The 16,212-nt window shown below is 62.7% G+C and carries 12 protein-coding genes and 2 pseudogenes; 6 read left to right on the top strand and 8 right to left on the bottom strand.

What is annotated here, in order from left to right; translation table 11 throughout:
• Both H9K75_RS10930 and H9K75_RS10925 read right to left on the bottom strand, forming a co-directional pair.
• Complete coding sequence (locus tag H9K75_RS10930; protein ID WP_187725760.1) at positions 1-1,752, bottom strand: methyl-accepting chemotaxis protein; 1,752 nt, start codon at positions 1,750-1,752, stop codon at positions 1-3.
• Between the two features lie 160 nt (positions 1,753-1,912).
• Positions 1,913-2,521, bottom strand: coding sequence for a chalcone isomerase family protein (locus H9K75_RS10925; protein ID WP_226858647.1), 609 nt, complete (start codon positions 2,519-2,521; stop codon positions 1,913-1,915).
• 384 nt (positions 2,522-2,905) lie between these two features.
• Here H9K75_RS10925 and trpE point away from each other — a divergent pair, with 384 nt between their 5' ends.
• From trpE to H9K75_RS10910, 3 genes are all read left to right on the top strand, one after another.
• The gene (gene trpE, locus H9K75_RS10920; protein WP_187725759.1) at positions 2,906-4,405 is read left to right on the top strand and encodes an anthranilate synthase component I; all 1,500 of its coding nucleotides are present in this window, start codon (positions 2,906-2,908) and stop codon (positions 4,403-4,405) included.
• Complete coding sequence (locus H9K75_RS10915) at positions 4,405-4,761, top strand: chorismate mutase (protein ID WP_187725758.1); 357 nt, start codon at positions 4,405-4,407, stop codon at positions 4,759-4,761. The genes trpE and H9K75_RS10915 overlap by 1 nt, the downstream gene beginning before the upstream one ends.
• Positions 4,762-4,955: 194 nt before the next feature.
• Entirely contained in the window at positions 4,956-6,236 is a 1,281-nt protein-coding gene (locus H9K75_RS10910) for a tyrosine-type recombinase/integrase (RefSeq protein ID WP_060784731.1), read from the top strand.
• A 27-nt stretch (positions 6,237-6,263) separates the two neighbouring features.
• On the opposite strand, the gene H9K75_RS10905 is transcribed toward H9K75_RS10910, so the two are convergent.
• Complete coding sequence (locus tag H9K75_RS10905; protein WP_187725757.1) at positions 6,264-6,857, bottom strand: cysteine hydrolase family protein; 594 nt, start codon at positions 6,855-6,857, stop codon at positions 6,264-6,266.
• Positions 6,858-7,004: 147 nt separating this feature from the next.
• On the opposite strand from H9K75_RS10905, the gene H9K75_RS23865 reads away from it, so the two are divergent.
• Complete coding sequence (locus H9K75_RS23865) at positions 7,005-7,292, top strand: type 1 glutamine amidotransferase family protein (RefSeq protein WP_226858804.1); 288 nt, start codon at positions 7,005-7,007, stop codon at positions 7,290-7,292.
• Positions 7,238-7,993: a GlxA family transcriptional regulator gene (locus H9K75_RS10900; protein ID WP_264294012.1), complete on the top strand. Its 756-nt coding sequence runs from the start codon at positions 7,238-7,240 to the stop codon at positions 7,991-7,993. The genes H9K75_RS23865 and H9K75_RS10900 overlap by 55 nt, the downstream gene beginning before the upstream one ends.
• 24 nt (positions 7,994-8,017) lie before the next feature.
• Here the strand turns inward: H9K75_RS10900 and H9K75_RS10895 are convergent, their stop codons facing one another.
• Positions 8,018-8,653: a LysR substrate-binding domain-containing protein gene (locus H9K75_RS10895; RefSeq protein ID WP_035624309.1), complete on the bottom strand. Its 636-nt coding sequence runs from the start codon at positions 8,651-8,653 to the stop codon at positions 8,018-8,020.
• 119 nt (positions 8,654-8,772) lie between these two features.
• On the opposite strand from H9K75_RS10895, the gene H9K75_RS10890 reads away from it, so the two are divergent.
• Positions 8,773-9,066 (top strand): helix-turn-helix domain-containing protein, encoded by a 294-nt coding sequence (locus H9K75_RS10890; protein ID WP_035624306.1) that lies wholly within the window; start codon positions 8,773-8,775, stop codon positions 9,064-9,066.
• A gap of 31 nt (positions 9,067-9,097) precedes the next feature.
• Here H9K75_RS10890 and H9K75_RS10885 read toward each other — a convergent pair whose 3' ends face one another.
• The 4 genes and pseudogenes from H9K75_RS10885 to H9K75_RS10870 all read right to left on the bottom strand — a co-directional run bounded on the left by H9K75_RS10885 (position 9,098) and on the right by H9K75_RS10870 (position 15,939).
• Positions 9,098-9,988 carry a LysR family transcriptional regulator gene (locus tag H9K75_RS10885; RefSeq protein ID WP_187725756.1) on the bottom strand — a complete coding sequence of 297 codons (891 nt, stop codon included), beginning with the start codon at positions 9,986-9,988 and terminating at the stop codon, positions 9,098-9,100.
• 208 nt (positions 9,989-10,196) lie between these two features.
• Positions 10,197-13,314 (bottom strand): annotated as a pseudogene (locus tag H9K75_RS10880) (efflux RND transporter permease subunit).
• Positions 13,314-14,747: pseudogene (locus tag H9K75_RS25145) on the bottom strand (efflux RND transporter periplasmic adaptor subunit); the annotation flags it as partial. The pseudogenes H9K75_RS25145 and H9K75_RS10880, both read right to left, overlap by 1 nt.
• A 94-nt stretch (positions 14,748-14,841) precedes the next feature.
• Positions 14,842-15,939, bottom strand: coding sequence for a TolC family protein (locus H9K75_RS10870; protein WP_264294011.1), 1,098 nt, complete (start codon positions 15,937-15,939; stop codon positions 14,842-14,844).
• Between the last annotated feature and the right edge of the window lie 273 nt (positions 15,940-16,212).

Here is a 16,212-nt window from a genome sequence, read left to right as displayed (position 1 = left end):
TCAGAAACTCTCCCACTGATCGTGCTGGTCGGCGGCCACGTTGCGCTCCTTGTTACGCCGCACCGATGCGATCACCGGCGACACCGGCGTGGTCGTCGCGCTGCTGCGTTGGGTCAGGGCACCTGGCGCGGCGGAGCGCAGCGGCGGGTGGCGGGCGTCTGCACCGATCGCCATGGAACTGCGCTGCGGCAGGGCCTGGGCGCGTTCGTGCTCCTGGGCGACACGGAACACGGCGACGGCCTGAACCAGTTGCGCGGCCTGGGTCTTGAGGCTGTCGGCGGCGGCGGCGCTTTCTTCGACGAGAGCCGCGTTCTGCTGGGTGGCGTGATCCATCTGCGTGATCGCTTCGCCGACCTGACTCACGCCCGCGCTTTGTTCGCTGCTCGCGGCACTGATCTCGCCCATGATGTCGGTGACGCGGCGGATCGCGTTGACGATCTCGGTCATCGTGTCGCCCGCCTTGTCGACCAATTGCGTGCCCTGCTCGACGCGCTCGACGCTGTTGTTGATGAGCGCCTTGATTTCCTTGGCGGCTTCGGCGCTGCGCTGTGCGAGGCTGCGGACCTCGCCCGCGACGACCGCGAAGCCGCGCCCCTGCTCTCCCGCGCGCGCCGCTTCGACGGCGGCGTTGAGCGCGAGGATGTTGGTCTGGAACGCGATGCCATCGATCACGCCGATGATGTCGGCGATCTTGCGGCTCGAATCGTTGATGCCCTTCATCGTGTCCACGACTTCCGCCACCACGTTGCCGCCCTGTACGGCGACCGAGCTGGCGCTCATCGCGAGGTGGTTGGCCTGGCGCGCGTTGTCGGCGTTCTGGCGCACGGTGGAGCCAAGCTCCTCCATCGACGCCGCAGTTTCCTCAAGCGCGCTGGCCTGTTGTTCGGTGCGCGAAGACAGATTGTTGTTGCCCTGCGAGATTTCCGCGCTGGCAATCGCCACGCTCTCGGCGTTGGAGCGCACGCCCGAGACCAGTTGCGAGAGCCTGTCCTGCATGTGCTGCAGCGCCTGCAACAACTGCGCGGCCTCGTCCTTGCCGTCGGCGCTGATCGGCTGGGTCAGGTCGCCCTCGGCGATCTGCCCGGCGCGCCGGGCCGCGAGTTGCAGCGGACCGGTGATCGAGCGGGTCAGCAGGTAGGACAGCGCGATGCCGAGCAGCAGCGCGATGACGGCGCCGGTGATCAGGATCACGCGGCCTTGCGCGGCCTTTTCGTCGGCCTCGTGGCGCGTCTGGTCGTAGAGCAGCGACTGGCGCTCCTCCATGCGGGCGATTGCGCCAATGTAGGCATCGGCCTGCGGCTTGAGATCGCGTTCGAGCGCGTCCGTCACGTCCTCGCCCCGGTTGCGGCGCTCGAGCAGCGATTCACGCAGCTTGCGATAGCCCTCACGCGCGACATCGATTTCCTTGAGCAGGCCGATGCCCTCGCTGGTGCTCACCAGATCGGTAATGCGCTTGCGCGCAACATCGACCACATCGGCTGTCTTGCGGATTTCCTCGCGCCAGCTCCTGAGGTTGCCGATATCGGCGTCAAGCATGGCGGTCTGGGTGCGCAGCCAGTTCTGTTCGACCGCGTTATGCCATTTCACGGCGGCACGCAGGCGGTCGTTGTCGATGGTCGTGAGCTGGCGTGTGGTGTCCGCAAGTTCCTGCAGACGCCAGACGCCGATGCCCGCGATCACCAGCGTGATAAGGAGAATCAGGCTGAAGGCAAAGGCCAGGCGCACGCCGACCTTGGCATTGGCGAGTCTCATCAATGAATCCTTCCGGGTTGGCAACTGGAGTCGAAAATACTCAACTTTCGCAATAGTTTCTAACAATATACGCAAATTGAAAAACATGCCATCCCGGGGATTGATGCATTTTGGCTACAGATCCGTCAAAACAGATATTGAGCCATAGGCGGGGTGTATCTCAGTCCTTCTTGCCCAGCAAGCCTTCCTTGAGCTTCCAGTCAACGGGATTTGGCCCTAGCCAGATACCCATCAGGGCGTTAAAGAATTCGGGTTGCTTGAACGCCTCGCCCTGCGGCTGTCCACGCACGGTGATGACCGTGCCGGTGCCGGGAATCCAGTCCACCATGAACTGTTCGCCTGCCTGCAGCTTTTTGTGATCCGAAAAGATCTGGCTCATGCGCAGCACACCCGAGACCACCTTGGAGAACGCGGCCTTGTCCATGTTGTCCTCCATGCCGCGCGAGAACAGCTTGCCAAGCTCGCCGGAATCGATCTCGCGCAGCATGTGAACGATCATGCGTTTGGCGCCCGTCTGGGCGAACACTTCGGCGGGAGTGTGTGCGGCCTTTTCCAGGTAGAGCGCCGCCGCATAGACCTTGAAGACAGTCTTGTAGCGCACGCCGGCGCCGTTGAGCTGCAGCGTGCTTTGCTGGACCTGCTGGGTGGCGGCAAAGCTGACGCCACCTACCTCCATCGCGGCATCAGCAGCCCGTGCCTCGCGGGTGAACGGGGCGAGTGCGAGCGCCAGTGGCGCGATGGCCAGCGCGCGGCGGGTCGTGGAAATCATGGTGGTGTCTCTCATAAAAGAACGATCGTGCTTTTTGTGAACGCAGTGTGGAGCAGTTTGATTTCACCAACCACAGGGTTTTCGCGTGGTTGCCAGGCGATTGCCTCAGGTTGTCGCGCAATGGCCTCGGAAACTTCATTCAGTCTTGCTACACTCACGATCTATGTTCATTCATCGCACGTCGATTGCAGGTCTTGGAGACCGGGGAGCCTGGCCCTGGCGTAAGCCTGCGTCATTGATGTCGTAATGCACCTGGGGCACCTCCCAGCGTGCACCCGCCGCTTCCGATTCGAGGAAGCCGAAATTGAATGAATCCGCAATCCATCCTGACACCGCCAGCGAGACTGTGCGGATGGCATGGGTTGCAGAGCTGGGAACTCACCTGTGATTACAGAACTTGAATTCAAAAGTCTGGCCGCCGACGGCTACAACCGCATACCGCTGATCGCGGAAGCCTTTGCGGATCTCGAAACCCCTCTCTCGCTGTATCTGAAGCTCTCGCATGCGCGCGGCGACGGCACCCACAGCTTTCTGCTGGAGTCGGTGGTGGGCGGTGAACGCTTTGGGCGCTACAGCTTCATCGGCCTGCCCGCGCGCACTCTGCTGCGCTCGACCGGATTTGGCAAGGACGCGAAGACCGAGGTCGTCACCGACGGCAAGGTGGTCGAAACCTCGCAGGTCAATCCGCTCGACTTCATCGCCGACTATCAGAAGCGTTTCAAGGTGGCGCTGAGCGCGGGCCTGCCGCGTTTTTGCGGTGGCCTCGCGGGCTATTTCGGCTACGACGCGGTGCGCTACATCGAGAAAAAACTCGAGAACAGTTGCCCCACCGACACGCTGGGCTGCCCGGACATTCTGCTGCTGCAATGCGAGGAGGTTGCGGTCATCGACAACCTCTCGGGCAAGCTCTACCTCATCGTCTACGCCGACCCCGGCCAGGCCGAGGCCTATGCCAAGGGCAAGAAGCGGCTGCGCGAGTTGAAGGATTTGCTGAAGTATTCGGTGAGTGCGCCGGTCGTGCGCGCCACCGAGAACCACCCTGCCGAGCGCAGCTTCTCCAAGCACGCCTACCTGCAGGCCGTGGCCGAGGCCAAGGAACTGATTGCGGCAGGCGACTTCATGCAGGTGCAGGTGGGCCAGCGCATCCACAAGCGCTACACGGAAAGCCCGCTCAGCCTGTACCGCGCGCTGCGTTCGCTGAATCCGTCGCCCTACATGTACTACTACAACTTCGGCGAATTCCAGGTGGTGGGCGCGAGTCCCGAGATTCTGGTGCGCCACGAGGCCGTGCCCGAAGGCCACAAGGTCACGATCCGGCCGCTTGCCGGAACGCGGCCGCGTGGCGCAACGCCCGAGGCCGACAAGGCCACCGAGCACGAGCTGATCAACGATCCCAAGGAGCGCGCCGAGCACGTGATGCTCATCGATCTGGCGCGCAACGACATCGGCCGCATCGCCAAGACCGGCACCGTGAAGGTCACCGAAGCGTTTGCGGTCGAGCGCTACAGCCACGTGATGCACATCGTGAGCAACGTCGAGGGCATTCTCAACGACGGCATGACCAATATGGACGTGCTCAAGGCCACGTTCCCCGCAGGCACGCTGACCGGTGCGCCCAAGGTGCATGCGATGGAGGTCATCGACCGGCTCGAACCGACCAAGCGCGGAATCTACGGCGGTGCCTGCGGCTACCTGAGCTACGCGGGCGACATGGATCTGGCAATTGCGATCCGCACCGCCATCGTCAAGGACGGCATGCTCTACGTGCAGGCCGCCGCCGGCGTGGTGGCCGATTCGGTGCCGGAGCTGGAATGGAAGGAAACCGAGCACAAGGCGCGCGCGCTGCTGCGTGCGTCGGAACTGGTCGAAGAAGGACTTGAGTGATGACGGGCCGTGCAATTGACAAGGTGGTGAACTGCGAGACCATGCACGAGGTGCGCGTCGGCGTGAACGCGCTCGACGACATCCTCGTGCCGCTGCTCGTGGAACGCGGCGGCTACATGACCCAGGCCGCCAAGGTGAAGAATGACGAGAACCTCGTCTACGATCAGGACCGCATCGACGCCATCATCGAGCGCGTGCGCCCGCAGGCCGAAAAAGAGGGCGGCAACGCCGATCTCATCGAACGCATCTACCGCGCGATGATTGCCTGCTACATCGACTACGAACACGAAGAACTGGCGCGCATGCGCGCCGCCGGCTTGCAGCCGCGCACCGAACCGGGAGGCAACGCATCATGACTTCCAGAATCAAACTGCTGATGGTGGATAACTACGATTGAGGTCCACTGGCTTCCATCAACCTCCACGGAGAAACTCTAAGTCCTTGTTTTTAAAGGGTTGATCGTCCATCGAGCGATTCTGAAAGCTGGACAAATCCAGTGCTCATGTGTGTAATGGAGTGTGTAACGGGCCAATTTGGAGGCGTTATACACATGGCACTCACAGCACTCAATCTTCTCTCGGCGCGCAAAGTGGAAACGGCGCAGCCCAGGCCCAAGGTGTACCAACTCCGGGACGGAGGCAGCCTCTTTTTGCGCGTTCAGCCTAACGGCTCCAAGCTCTGGTGGTACCGCTACCGGCTGGGCGGCGCTGAACAGGTGTACTCGATCGGGGTATACCCAAAAATCACGCTGGAGGCGGCCCGTGCGGAACGGGACCGGGCAAAGGCGTTGGTCAAGAAGGGACTCGACCCCATCGTAGAGAAGAAGGCGGCGATCGCCCTCCAGGCCGACACATACGAACGCACGTTCGAGACCGTTGCTCGGGAGTGGATCGTCAGCAATGCTCACTGGAGCGAGTACTACACCAACCAAGTCACCAGCTACCTTGAGAAGGATGTTTTCCCCCGGATTGGCAAGTTGCCGATCAGCAGCATCAGGGCTCCACATCTGCGCCCCATCATCAAGGATGTGGCGGCTCGTGGCGCGAAGACTGTGGCGATCCTCATTCGCCAGTGGTGTGGGCAAATCTTCAGTTATGCGGCTGCCCAAGGTCTCTGCGAATTCGATCCTGCCGCCTTGCTCAAGGGACTGGTCAAGCGCCCTCAGGTCCGCCACAACCCTCCTTTGACATGGGCAGAGATCCCGGACTTTCTCAATCGGGTGGACAACGAAGGGGGTTATCAGACGACAGTCCTCGCCCTCAAGCTGATGGCCTTGACCTACGTGCGCACCGTAGAACTGCGCAAGGCCTCCTGGGAAGAGTTCGACCTGGACAACGCCATGTGGTCGATTCCGTCCGAGCGTATGAAGATGCGACGCCCCCATTTGGTTCCCCTGTCACGGCAGGCGGTGGCCGCTCTTAGGGAGCTACATGCTCTAACTGGCGGCGGCAAAGTATTGTTCCCGAGCTACAGGAAGCCGGGACAAGTGATGTCGGCAACGACGCTCAATCAAGCACTCAAGCGCATGGGTTATGGCGGGCGGTTTTCGTCCCATGGCTTCCGTTCGACCGCCACGACGATCCTTGGGTTGCTTGGGTATCCCGAAAAGCGGGTCGATCTCCAACTCGCACACTCGAAGAAGAACAAGGACTCCTCGCGCGCTCCATACGACCACACGAAGTTCGTGGAATCGCGCAAGGTGATCATGCAGGACTGGGCCGACATCCTCGACGCATTGAAGTCGGAGAAAAGCGTTGAAGATGTCACGAGGGCCTTCGGACCCATGTCGAAGCGTCGAACGGCTTTGCTTCGAGTTATCGAGCGCGAGTGACGCCAGCGCGTTAGCCGGGCGAGGCCTCTATCGGATCGACGTACCCGAACGCACCACGACCGCGTAGAGATCGGCGATCGTCGCCAAAGCGCCCTCATGCAGGGCCGCGGCTTCCACATTCACCACGTCCGTGCGGATGGCCCGCGTCGCGCAGGCATCGGCCATTACGGTGGGCTGGTTGCCGCGTAGAAATGCACCCTCGGCGGTGAACGTCACGCACATGTGGGTCATGAATCCCATGACGATGACCTGTTTGTTACCGGCCGCCTCAACGCGCTCGCCCAAATCGGTGCCGACGAATGCATTGGGCGCCGTCTTGACGACCACGGGCTCGTTGGGCAGCGGCGCGACGGCGGGATGAATCTGACCGATCTCGGCGGCGAGGTCGTAGGGCGAGCCCTCTCCACCGTCGTGAACGACATGGATGATGTTGGTGTCGGCGGCGCGCGCCCGGGTCAACAGTTCAGATGCCGAAGCCAGCGCCGGCTGCCAGCCGGCCAGTTCCATGACGCCGCGCGTGTAGGTGTTCTGATAGTCCACGAGGATCAAGGTGGCACCGTCTAACGTGGCCGGTGTGGGGTCCAGTCCGTTGAGCTGGCGCAGCGTGGTCGAGGAGTTCATAGTTGTACTTCCTTGAATGGGAAATGGAGGATCCGGCCATCAGAAATGACCGCCTCGTCATGCTAGAAGCGCAGCGGAATGTCGGCAATGTCATCTAACATGTAGATTCAGACATTGCGGTGCGCGGGCACCCACGGAGCTTGCAGCATGGCAAACATCAAGCGCCTCATCGTCATGGTGCTGTTCGAGCACGTCTATCTGCTGGACGTGACCGGTCCGGCCGAGGTGTTCTCACTTCTTCAGCGCGAGATGGACGAGCCGACGGGCTACGAGGTGGTGTTGGCGGCTGCGACGCTTGCGCCCGTCATGACTTCGGCCGGTGTGCGTGTACTGCCCGATACGACATTCGCCGACCTCGCCCCCGTAGGATCGACACCCTCGTGGTGCCGGGCGCGGTCGAGGTCGATGCGCAGCGACGCGTGCGCGCCGTCGTAGCGCCTTCGGTGGTGGTATCTGTGAGGGCGCTTGCAGGCCATACCCGACGCCTCGCGTCCGTGTGCGTGGGCGCGCATGTCCTGGCTGCGACAGGCCTGCTCGAAGGCCGTCGTGTCACCACACATTGGTCCACCGCGCAACAACTCGCTGACGAGCACCCGGAGGTCAAGGTGGATGCCGACCCGATCTTCATCCGCGACCGTGATGTCTGGACCGGCGCCGGCCTGACCGCCTGTCTGGACCTGGCGTTGGCTTTGGTCGCCGATGACTTCGGCGAGCGGTTGGCGCTGCGCGTGGCGCGCCAACTGGTGATGTTCCTAAAGCGCCCGAGTGGGCAAAGCCAATTCAGTGCCTCGCTGGAACCGGCGTCCAAGACCCGGCGCATGGATGCGCTGCGCCACTACATCATGCGCTGCATCGGTAAGCCCATGAGCATCGCGGAACTGGCCGAACAGGCACATGTAAGCGATCGGCAACTGACCCGCATCTTCAAGACGGAATTGAACATGACGCCGGCCGCTTACATTGAATCGGTGCGCGTGGAGATGGCGCGCAATCGGTTGGAAACCACCGACGAACCGCTTGAACGGATTGCCACAACCTGCGGCTTCAATACCACTGACGCGCTCAACCGCGCATTCCGCAGGACCCTGGGCACCACGCCGGCCGAGTACCGCAGCCGGTTCAGGACAGTGTGCTGATCGCGCCCGCCTCGCCTGTCACTATCAGATCGTAACTGCAACCTGCAGCGCTCTGCGCTCGAACCGCTCGGTCGCCGGAGTGGCTTGTACGTAGGGCCGCTGGAGGTACGTCACGACCTCGTAGGGGCCGTCGGCGAGCGATCGCATACTGAGTCCCCATCCGTGAGCGCGCTCGATGCGCGATTGCGTAGAGATTCCCACGCCATAGCCTGCGGCGACCTTGAGCGCCAGCATCTCGAAGGAAGCCACGTACTGCGTGCTCTGCTGCCTCACCGCAGGAAGTGAAGACAACCGCTGATCCAGCAAAGGGCAACTCTCTGCCTGCCAGCGGAAGACAGGGTGATCCAGCAAATCGGCGATCGCGAGCTTGGCGTGATCCATCAAGGAGGATCGCAACGGCATAGCAACTGCCATGTGCTCGATCCACAAGGGTTGTGTATGGAGAGCCGAATCGGTCGCTCCTTGAAGCGACATCGCTGCGTCGTAATGGCCATCCTTCAGTCCCGCAAGAATCTCGTCACCTCTGACCTCAAGGAGCGCTATGGTGACCTCTGGCTCTTCGGCGCGTTGGAGCGCAAGCAGGTCCGAAAGCCTCGATGACGTTACGCCTGGCGCTATCGCAAGCCTGAGATGGGGAGGTTGGCTGATGACGGTGGGCATGTGAGCCTATAAAAGCGAAAAAGCAGATCAGGTTCAGCCAACATGAATTAATAGAGTGAAGTTTAACGTCTATAACTTTAACGTGGTTAATTTTTGCGGATTATTCGACGCTTCTGCTGATGCAGAAGCCCACTATTCAGCCAGGTCGTCCCGCTGGCACATCTACGTATGAGTCCGCTCCAGCAATGGCGTTTGGGCAGGCCGTACGCGCAGCGCGTGTCGCTCAAGCAATCGCTCAAGACGAGTTCGCAGCCCTGGCAGGCATTTCGCGCTCGCACATGGGCAAGATCGAGCGTGGCGAGCATGTACCCACGCTCCCCCTCATACTTAAAATTTCCATGGCGCTCAAGATCAGTGCGGCCGAATTGATCGCGGCAACGGAAAGCAATCTTCGCAATCCAACCGAGGCCTGAGATCGAGCGTTCCGAAGGGCAGCACATTCCCTCAGTCACCCGAGTGCTCGCGCAGGCGCACGATAAATCGCTCCAGCGCCTCCGGCAAGTCGTCGCTATCGGGCCGAAGCAGATAGGTGGTGATCACCGCCGAATCAACGGCCAGGGGACGGATTACGACATCAGGACGCTGGCTGACTGCGATCCTGGCCGCGGTTGTGAAGCCGACACCATAGCCTGCGCCAACCAAGGTGAGCATCATGTCGAGCGAAGACACCTGCTCAGCGACGTTGGGTTCACGTTCCAGCGGCCGCAAGAGCCGGGCCAGTTCACGGCAGTAGCCTTCGCATACCTGTGGGTTGCACAGCACCAGAGGATGGCAGGCGAGTTCGTGCAGGGGAATCTTCTTGTGCGACAACAGCGGGTGCCTAGGAGGCATCGCGACCACCAATGGATCCTGCCAGATTGTTTCGGCCACGATGCCTTCGCCCACATCGGCAGCGTGCGCAAATCCGATGGTGAAGTCGCCTGATCGGAGTCCTCGCACTTGCTCGGCCAAGGGCACTTCGGACAGGCGAATCTCGATCTCCGGCTCTTCCTCGCGACAATGGGCCAGGAACGCCGACAGCCGAGGATCAATCGCGCCGTCGGATACGGCGATGCGCAGGCTCCCTTGTGAGCCCGCTGCTACCGCTTTGACGTTCTCCCGTGCTTGTTCCAATACGGTAAACAATCTGCGAACGTCCTGCAGAAAGGCGACGCCCGCGGAGGTCAGCAGAGTTCCACGTCGATTTCGATCGAAGAGCACCACTCCTAACTCATCCTCAAGTTCCTTGATGGCTCGGGACAGCGGGGGTTGCTCGATATGCAGGCGCTCCGCCGCTCGGGTGAAATGCAACTCTTCTGCTAGGGCTACAAAACAACGAAGGTGTCGCAATTCCATGGATCAGTGCCCCAAGATTGAATGCATGAATTGCTTAACCATTGTTCAGGTCACCCCTGACAGAGTGATGAGCAGATGATTATTTTCTTGTAAGGATCAATGCAATAGGAAGTCCTTGCCAGAGAGAAATGCTCCCGGCTTCTGCGCGGGCGGCTTGATCCCTCGCGTCCAGCAGGGCCTCGTCGTGAGGCCCTGCTGGACGGCCAAGTTAGCGCGGCTTACGCATCAGCAGATAGGCAGCCGGAATCACGAACAGCGACAGCAACGGTGCGGTCACCATCCCGCCGAGCATCGGAGCTGCTATGCGGCTCATGACTTCAGAGCCCGTGCCGCTGCTCCAAACAATGGGTACCAGGCCCGCCAGGATGACCGCAACGGTCATCGCTTTTGGGCGCACGCGCAGCACCGCCCCTTCCCGGATCGCATCGAGCAGTTCTTCTCGCGTTGGGTTGCGGCCATCCGGGCAACGTTCCGCCAAGGCCTGCTTCAGATAGATGAGCATCACTACGCCGAACTCCGCCGCCACACCTGCCAGCGCAATGAATCCCACGCCGGTGGCGATGGACAGGTTGTAATTCAGCAGGTACAGGAACCAGATGCCCCCCGTGAGCGCGAAGGGCAAGGTCGCCATGATCAAGCCCGCTTCGTCCACACGCGCGAAGGTCAGGTACAACAGAACGAAGATGATCAACAGGGTGGCAGGCACCACAACCTTCAGGCGTGCATTGGCCCGCTCCATGTATTCGAACTGCCCGGAGTAGGTGATGCTCACACCCGGCTCCAGCTTGACCTGCTGCCCGATGGCATCGCGCAGTTCGTTGGCCACCGAGGCTAGATCACGGCCGCGCACATCGACGTAGACCCAACCGGAGGGCCGTGCGTTCTCGCTCTTGAGCATGGGCGGCCCATCGGTGATCGCGATGCGTGCCACGGTCCCCAACGTGATCTGCTGACCCATCGGCGTGAAGATGGGTAGTTCTGCCAGCCGTTGTGGTGAATCACGCCATTCTCGCGCGTAGCGCAGATTGATCGGAAAGCGGGCAAGCCCCTCGACCGTTTCCGAGACGTTTTCGCCACCCACCGCGCCGGCGATGACCGTCTGGACATCGGCGATGTTCAGGCCGTAGCGACCGGCGGCTACGCGGTCGATCTGAACATCCACGTAGCGCCCACCCGTCAAGCGCTCCGCGAGGGATGACGTCACGCCGGGAATGCCCTTGGCGACCTGCTCGACCTCTGCAGCGATGCGATCGATGACGCCCAGGTCGTTACCGGTCACCTTCACCCCGATCGGGCTCTTGATGCCAGTGGCCAGCATGTCGATGCGATTGCGGATGGGGGGAATCCAGATGTTGGACAGGCCCGGGATCTTCACGGCACGGTCCAGCTCTTCCACGAGCTTTTCGGGCGTCATGCCTGGACGCCATTGCTCCCTGGGCTTGAGCTTCACCGTGGTCTCGAACATCTCCAGTGGCGCCGGATCGGTTGCCGTTTCAGCCCGTCCTGCCTTGCCGAACACCTTGTCCACTTCAGGCACGGTCTTGATCATGCGGTTGCTCAGCTGCAGCAACTCCGTGGCGCGCTGCGCCGAGAGTCCCGGCAGGGCCGAGGGCATGTAGAGCAGGTCCCCTTCGTCCAACCTCGGCAGAAACTCACCGCCGAGCCGCGCCAAGGGCCAGGCGGTGGTCGCCAAGGCCAGCACGGCGATCAGCAGCGTCGCCTTGGGCCGGCGCAGTACCCACTCCAGTGCTGGCCGGTAGGCCGCGATCAGGATGCGGGTGATGGGGTTCTTCTGCTCATCCGGGATACGCCCGCGAATCCAGTAGCCCATGAGTACGGGAATCAGCGTCACTGACAGCCCTGCGGCCGCGGCCATCGCGTAGGTCTTGGTGAACGCCAGCGGGCCGAACAGCCGGCCTTCCTGCGCTTCTAGGGTGAAGACCGGGATGAACGAGAGCGTGATGATGAGCAGCGAGAAGAAGAGCGCAGGACCGACTTCCTCCGCGGCCTGTGTGATCACGTCCCACCGTTCCTTGCCCTGCAGCCGTTGATCTGGGTGCGCGTGCTGCCAAGCCTCCAGCTTCTTGTGGGCGTTCTCGATCATCACCACCGCTGCATCCACCATCGCCCCCACGGCGATGGCAATCCCCCCAGCGACATGATGTTGGCGTTGATGCCCTGGTAGCGCATGACAAGGAATGCCGTCATCACGCCCAGCGGGAGGGAAATGATGGCCACCAACGCAGAGCGAAGATGCCAAAGGAACAGTGCGCAGACCAGCGCCACCACCAGAAACTCTTCGCCCAGCTTGGTCGTGAGATTGCGAATGGCCCGCTCGATCAGCGCGCTGCGGTCGTAGGTGGTGACGATCTCGACGCCCGGCGGCAGGCTGCCCTGCAGCTCCGCGAGCTTGGCCTTGACGGCAGCGATCGTCTCCTGGGCATTCTTGCCGGAGCGCAGCACCACCACGCCGCCGGCGACCTCGCCTTCTCCGTCGAGTTCGGCAATGCCACGCCGCATCTCCGGGCCTATCTGGAGCGTCGCCACATCCCCCAGCCGCACCGGCACACCGCCGCGTGCCGTCAAGGGGATCTCCCGGAACTCGTCCAGGGTCTTGAGGTAGCCGCTCGCGCGGACCATGTACTCCGCGCCTGACAATTCCAGGACGGAGCCGCCGGTCTCCTGGTTGGCCCCCATCAGGGCATCGCGGACTTGAGCCTGACTGAGGCCATAGGACGCCAACTTGATCGGGTCGAGCACGACCTGGTACTGCTTGACCATGCCCCCACCGATGCCACCTCGGCCACGTTGGGCAGGCTCTTGAGTTCGAACTTCAGGAACCAGTCCTGCAACGCACGCAGTTGCGCCAGATCGTTCTTGCCCGTGCGATCCACGAGCGCGTACTGGAAGATCCAGCCGACGCCTGTGGCGTCCGGACCCAGGGCCGGCTTCGCCGTGGCGGGCAATCGGCCCTGGACCTGGTTCAGGTATTCCAGTACCCGTGAGCGGGCCCAGTACAGGTCGGTTCCGTCCTCGAACAAGACATAGACGAACGAGTCGCCAAAGAACGAGAAGCCGCGCACGGTCTTGGCCCCTGGCACCGACAGCATGGTGGTGGCCAACGGGTAGGTGACCTGGTTCTCGACGATCTGCGGCGCCTGTCCTGGGTAGTTGGTGCGAATGATGACCTGCACGTCTGACAAGTCCGGCAGCGCATCCACGGGCGTGCTGCGAACGCCCCACACGCCCCATGCCGTGAGCATGGCGGTGGCCAGCAGCACCAGGAAGCGCTTGGCCACCGACCATCGAATCAGCTTGGCGATCATGGCTGCACCTTTTCGATGGCGGTGATCACGTAGCCCTCACCTTGCTTGGAGAAGGTGAATCGCACCTGCTGCCGAACCGAAAGACCCTCGGCGAGCTGCGGGCTGCTCAGCTTGAAGCCCATGGTCATGGCCGGCCATTGGAGGGCTGGCACGGCCTCGTGCGCCAGCGTCAGCTCGGTGGGCGACATCTCCTCGATCACGCCGCGCACCACGAAAGCGTTGGTGGCCGCGGCCGGTGGCGACGATGTGCCGTGCCCGTTGTGCGGCGATGCAGGTGCGGACGCCGCGGCACCTGCAGGCAGCACGCCCCGCAGGCTGGCTTCCGAATCGATCAGGAACTGCGCCGAGGCCACCACCTGCTGTCCCGCCGCGAGCCCGCCGTTGACCACCAGTTGATCGCCTACCTCCGCGCCCACCTGGACCTCCACGGGATGGAACTTGCCGGGTCCATCGACCACATAGGCCAGTGCGCGCTTGCCGGTGCGGATGACCGCTTCGCTGGGAACAAGCAGCGCGGGCTGTTCGTTGCCTTTGAGCGCGATCTGGCCGGACATGCCGGCCTTCAGGCGCTGGCCGGGATTGGCCATTTCAAGCCGCACTCGCACCGTACGGGTGTCGCGGTTGGCTTCGGGCAGGATGCTCACGATGCGCGCCTGGAGCACTTCACCGGGAAACGCCGCCAGCCGGACCTGCGCCGTTTGGCCGACCTGCAATGGTCCGCTTTGTGCTTCGGGGACGGCCGCTTCGATCCACACCGTGGCCAAGCCATTCACCCTGGCCAGGCTTTCCCCGGCGGAAACCGTCATGCCCTGGCGCACCATCAGTTCGGCCACCAAGCCGCCTTGAGGTGTTGTGACCGTGTACAGCCCTTGGGCTCGCCTGTGCGCTCCACCTGGGCGATCAGGGCTTGCGGCATGCCGAGCAGCAGCAGCCGTTGGCGGGCAGCTGCGGTCAACGGTGCGTCGCCCATCGCGCGAACCGAGAGAAACTCGCGCTGTGCGGCGATCCACTCCGGCAGCAATAGGTCAGCCAGCGGTGCCCCTGCTGCGATCACGTCGCCCGCAGCCCGTGCGTAGACACGCTCGACGAAGCCAGCGGTCCGCGCCTGCACGATGCTGACGTCGCGGTCGTTGAGCAGCACGGTGCCCACGACGTTCACATCTGCGCCGATCTTGCCTTGCAGGACTTCGGCTGTACGCAGCCCCAGGGCTTGCACCGCTTGCGCCGACACGCTGAGGCCCGTGCTGTCTTGCGTGTCTTCATCCGCGTACTTCGGCATCAACGGCATGTCCATGTAGGGCGACTTGCCGGGCTTGTCGAACTTCTGGGTCGGCACCATCGGGTCGTACCAATACAGCACCTTGCGCTCGGTCGGAGCGCTTGCAACGGTGATGTTGGCAGCGGGGGAGCCGCTGAGGTGGCCGGCGCGCCACTGGGGACGCCCCATCCAACGGCAATACCGGCAGCAACCAGCGTCAAGCCGGCAAGAATGTTTCTCGAAGAGGTATTCATGGCGAGGGTCTCCACTCAGTCCGCGATCAGGCTGTTCAGTCGGGCGACGAGGCTGTCGCGCTGCGCTCCGAGGTCGATCAGACGCATGCGCGTCTCCAGCACCTGGGCGCGTGCACTGAGCACAGCGCTCAGGTCCCCCTTGGCGGATCGGTAGTTGCTCAACGCAAGCGCCGCTCGGTTCCGTACCAGCTGCAAGCCGGCGGTCTGCAGGCGGTCGATCTGGCTGTTCAACGCTTGGAGTTCGGCGGCGCTGTCGTCCAACTCCTGCAAATGCCGCCGCGCCACGTCTTCGCGTTCGGCGTCCAGACGCTCCAACTCGTGCCGTTTTGCCTCGATCATGGGCACTTGGCGTCGATCCTTCTGCCATGGCAGATCGAATGTCACCTGGAATGACACCATGTCGCCCCATCGGCGATCACGCCGGCTATAGGCAATCTCCCAGGCCCAATCGCCGCGGGTCTCTGATTGGGCTTCGCGGGACTCGGCCCGGGCCATGCTTTGCATCGCCGGATAGAGTTCAAGCTCCGCGTGATTCGCCAGTTCTGTGCGCAGTTGCGCGACGGGGCGAGTGAGCGGGCCTGGATCGCCTTGCAGTGCTTCGTCGGCCCTGGAGCCCACCCAGCGCCGCAATGCGGCCCTGGCCTTGGCCCGGTCCCGCTGTAGATCGTCACGGCGGTCCGTGAGTGTCAGCGCCTCCTGTTGCGCGACCAACAGGTCGCCAGCCTGGGCCGTGCCGCCGGCGACGCGAGCGGGGAGACTGTCTTGCAGGCGCTGGTTCTCCGCGAGCAGTTCCGTCAGCAGTATCTCCCGTTGCTCCACCGCCTGCGCGGCGATCCACGCCAGGCTGAGTTCCTGGCGGATCTGCAATCGCTGCAAAACCAGCGCCGCGCGCTCTCGATCCACACGCGCCTGCGCACTGGCGACCTGGGCGTCGCGCTTGGCCCTGTTGGGCACTTCCTGCATGAGCGCCAGGCGCTGCATCGTCATGGATTCGCGCGTCATGCTCCAGCGATCCATGCCGCTGATGGGGTAGTTTTCGATGCCGAGCGAGAGCTTGGGATCGGGCAGCGAGCCTGCTGCCTTCTGCACGGATTCGGCGACGTTAACCTGCAACTGCTGCGCGCTTATGCGCGGGCTCTGCTGCTCCGCGATAAGGCGTGCCTCAGCAAAATCGAGGGCGTAGGCTACAGGCGAAACAAGCGCACTGCCCGCCAATGCGATGCTGATAGCTTTCAGACGATGCAATCGCATCGAGGCCGGCGTTGTGCCTCGGCCGTACGCCGACGGGCGCCCTCGGGGGCGCCAAAAAAGGGAGTAAACATGGTTGTCCTCGGAATTGGTATTCACGAAATCACGTGGTCTGCCGCATCGGTGCGCGGCGAGCAC

Origin of the sequence: Diaphorobacter aerolatus, assembly GCF_014489535.1 — a bacterium.
GTDB lineage: Bacteria > Pseudomonadota > Gammaproteobacteria > Burkholderiales > Burkholderiaceae_C > Diaphorobacter_A > Diaphorobacter_A aerolatus.
This window is presented reverse-complemented; position numbering and strand designations above follow the sequence as displayed.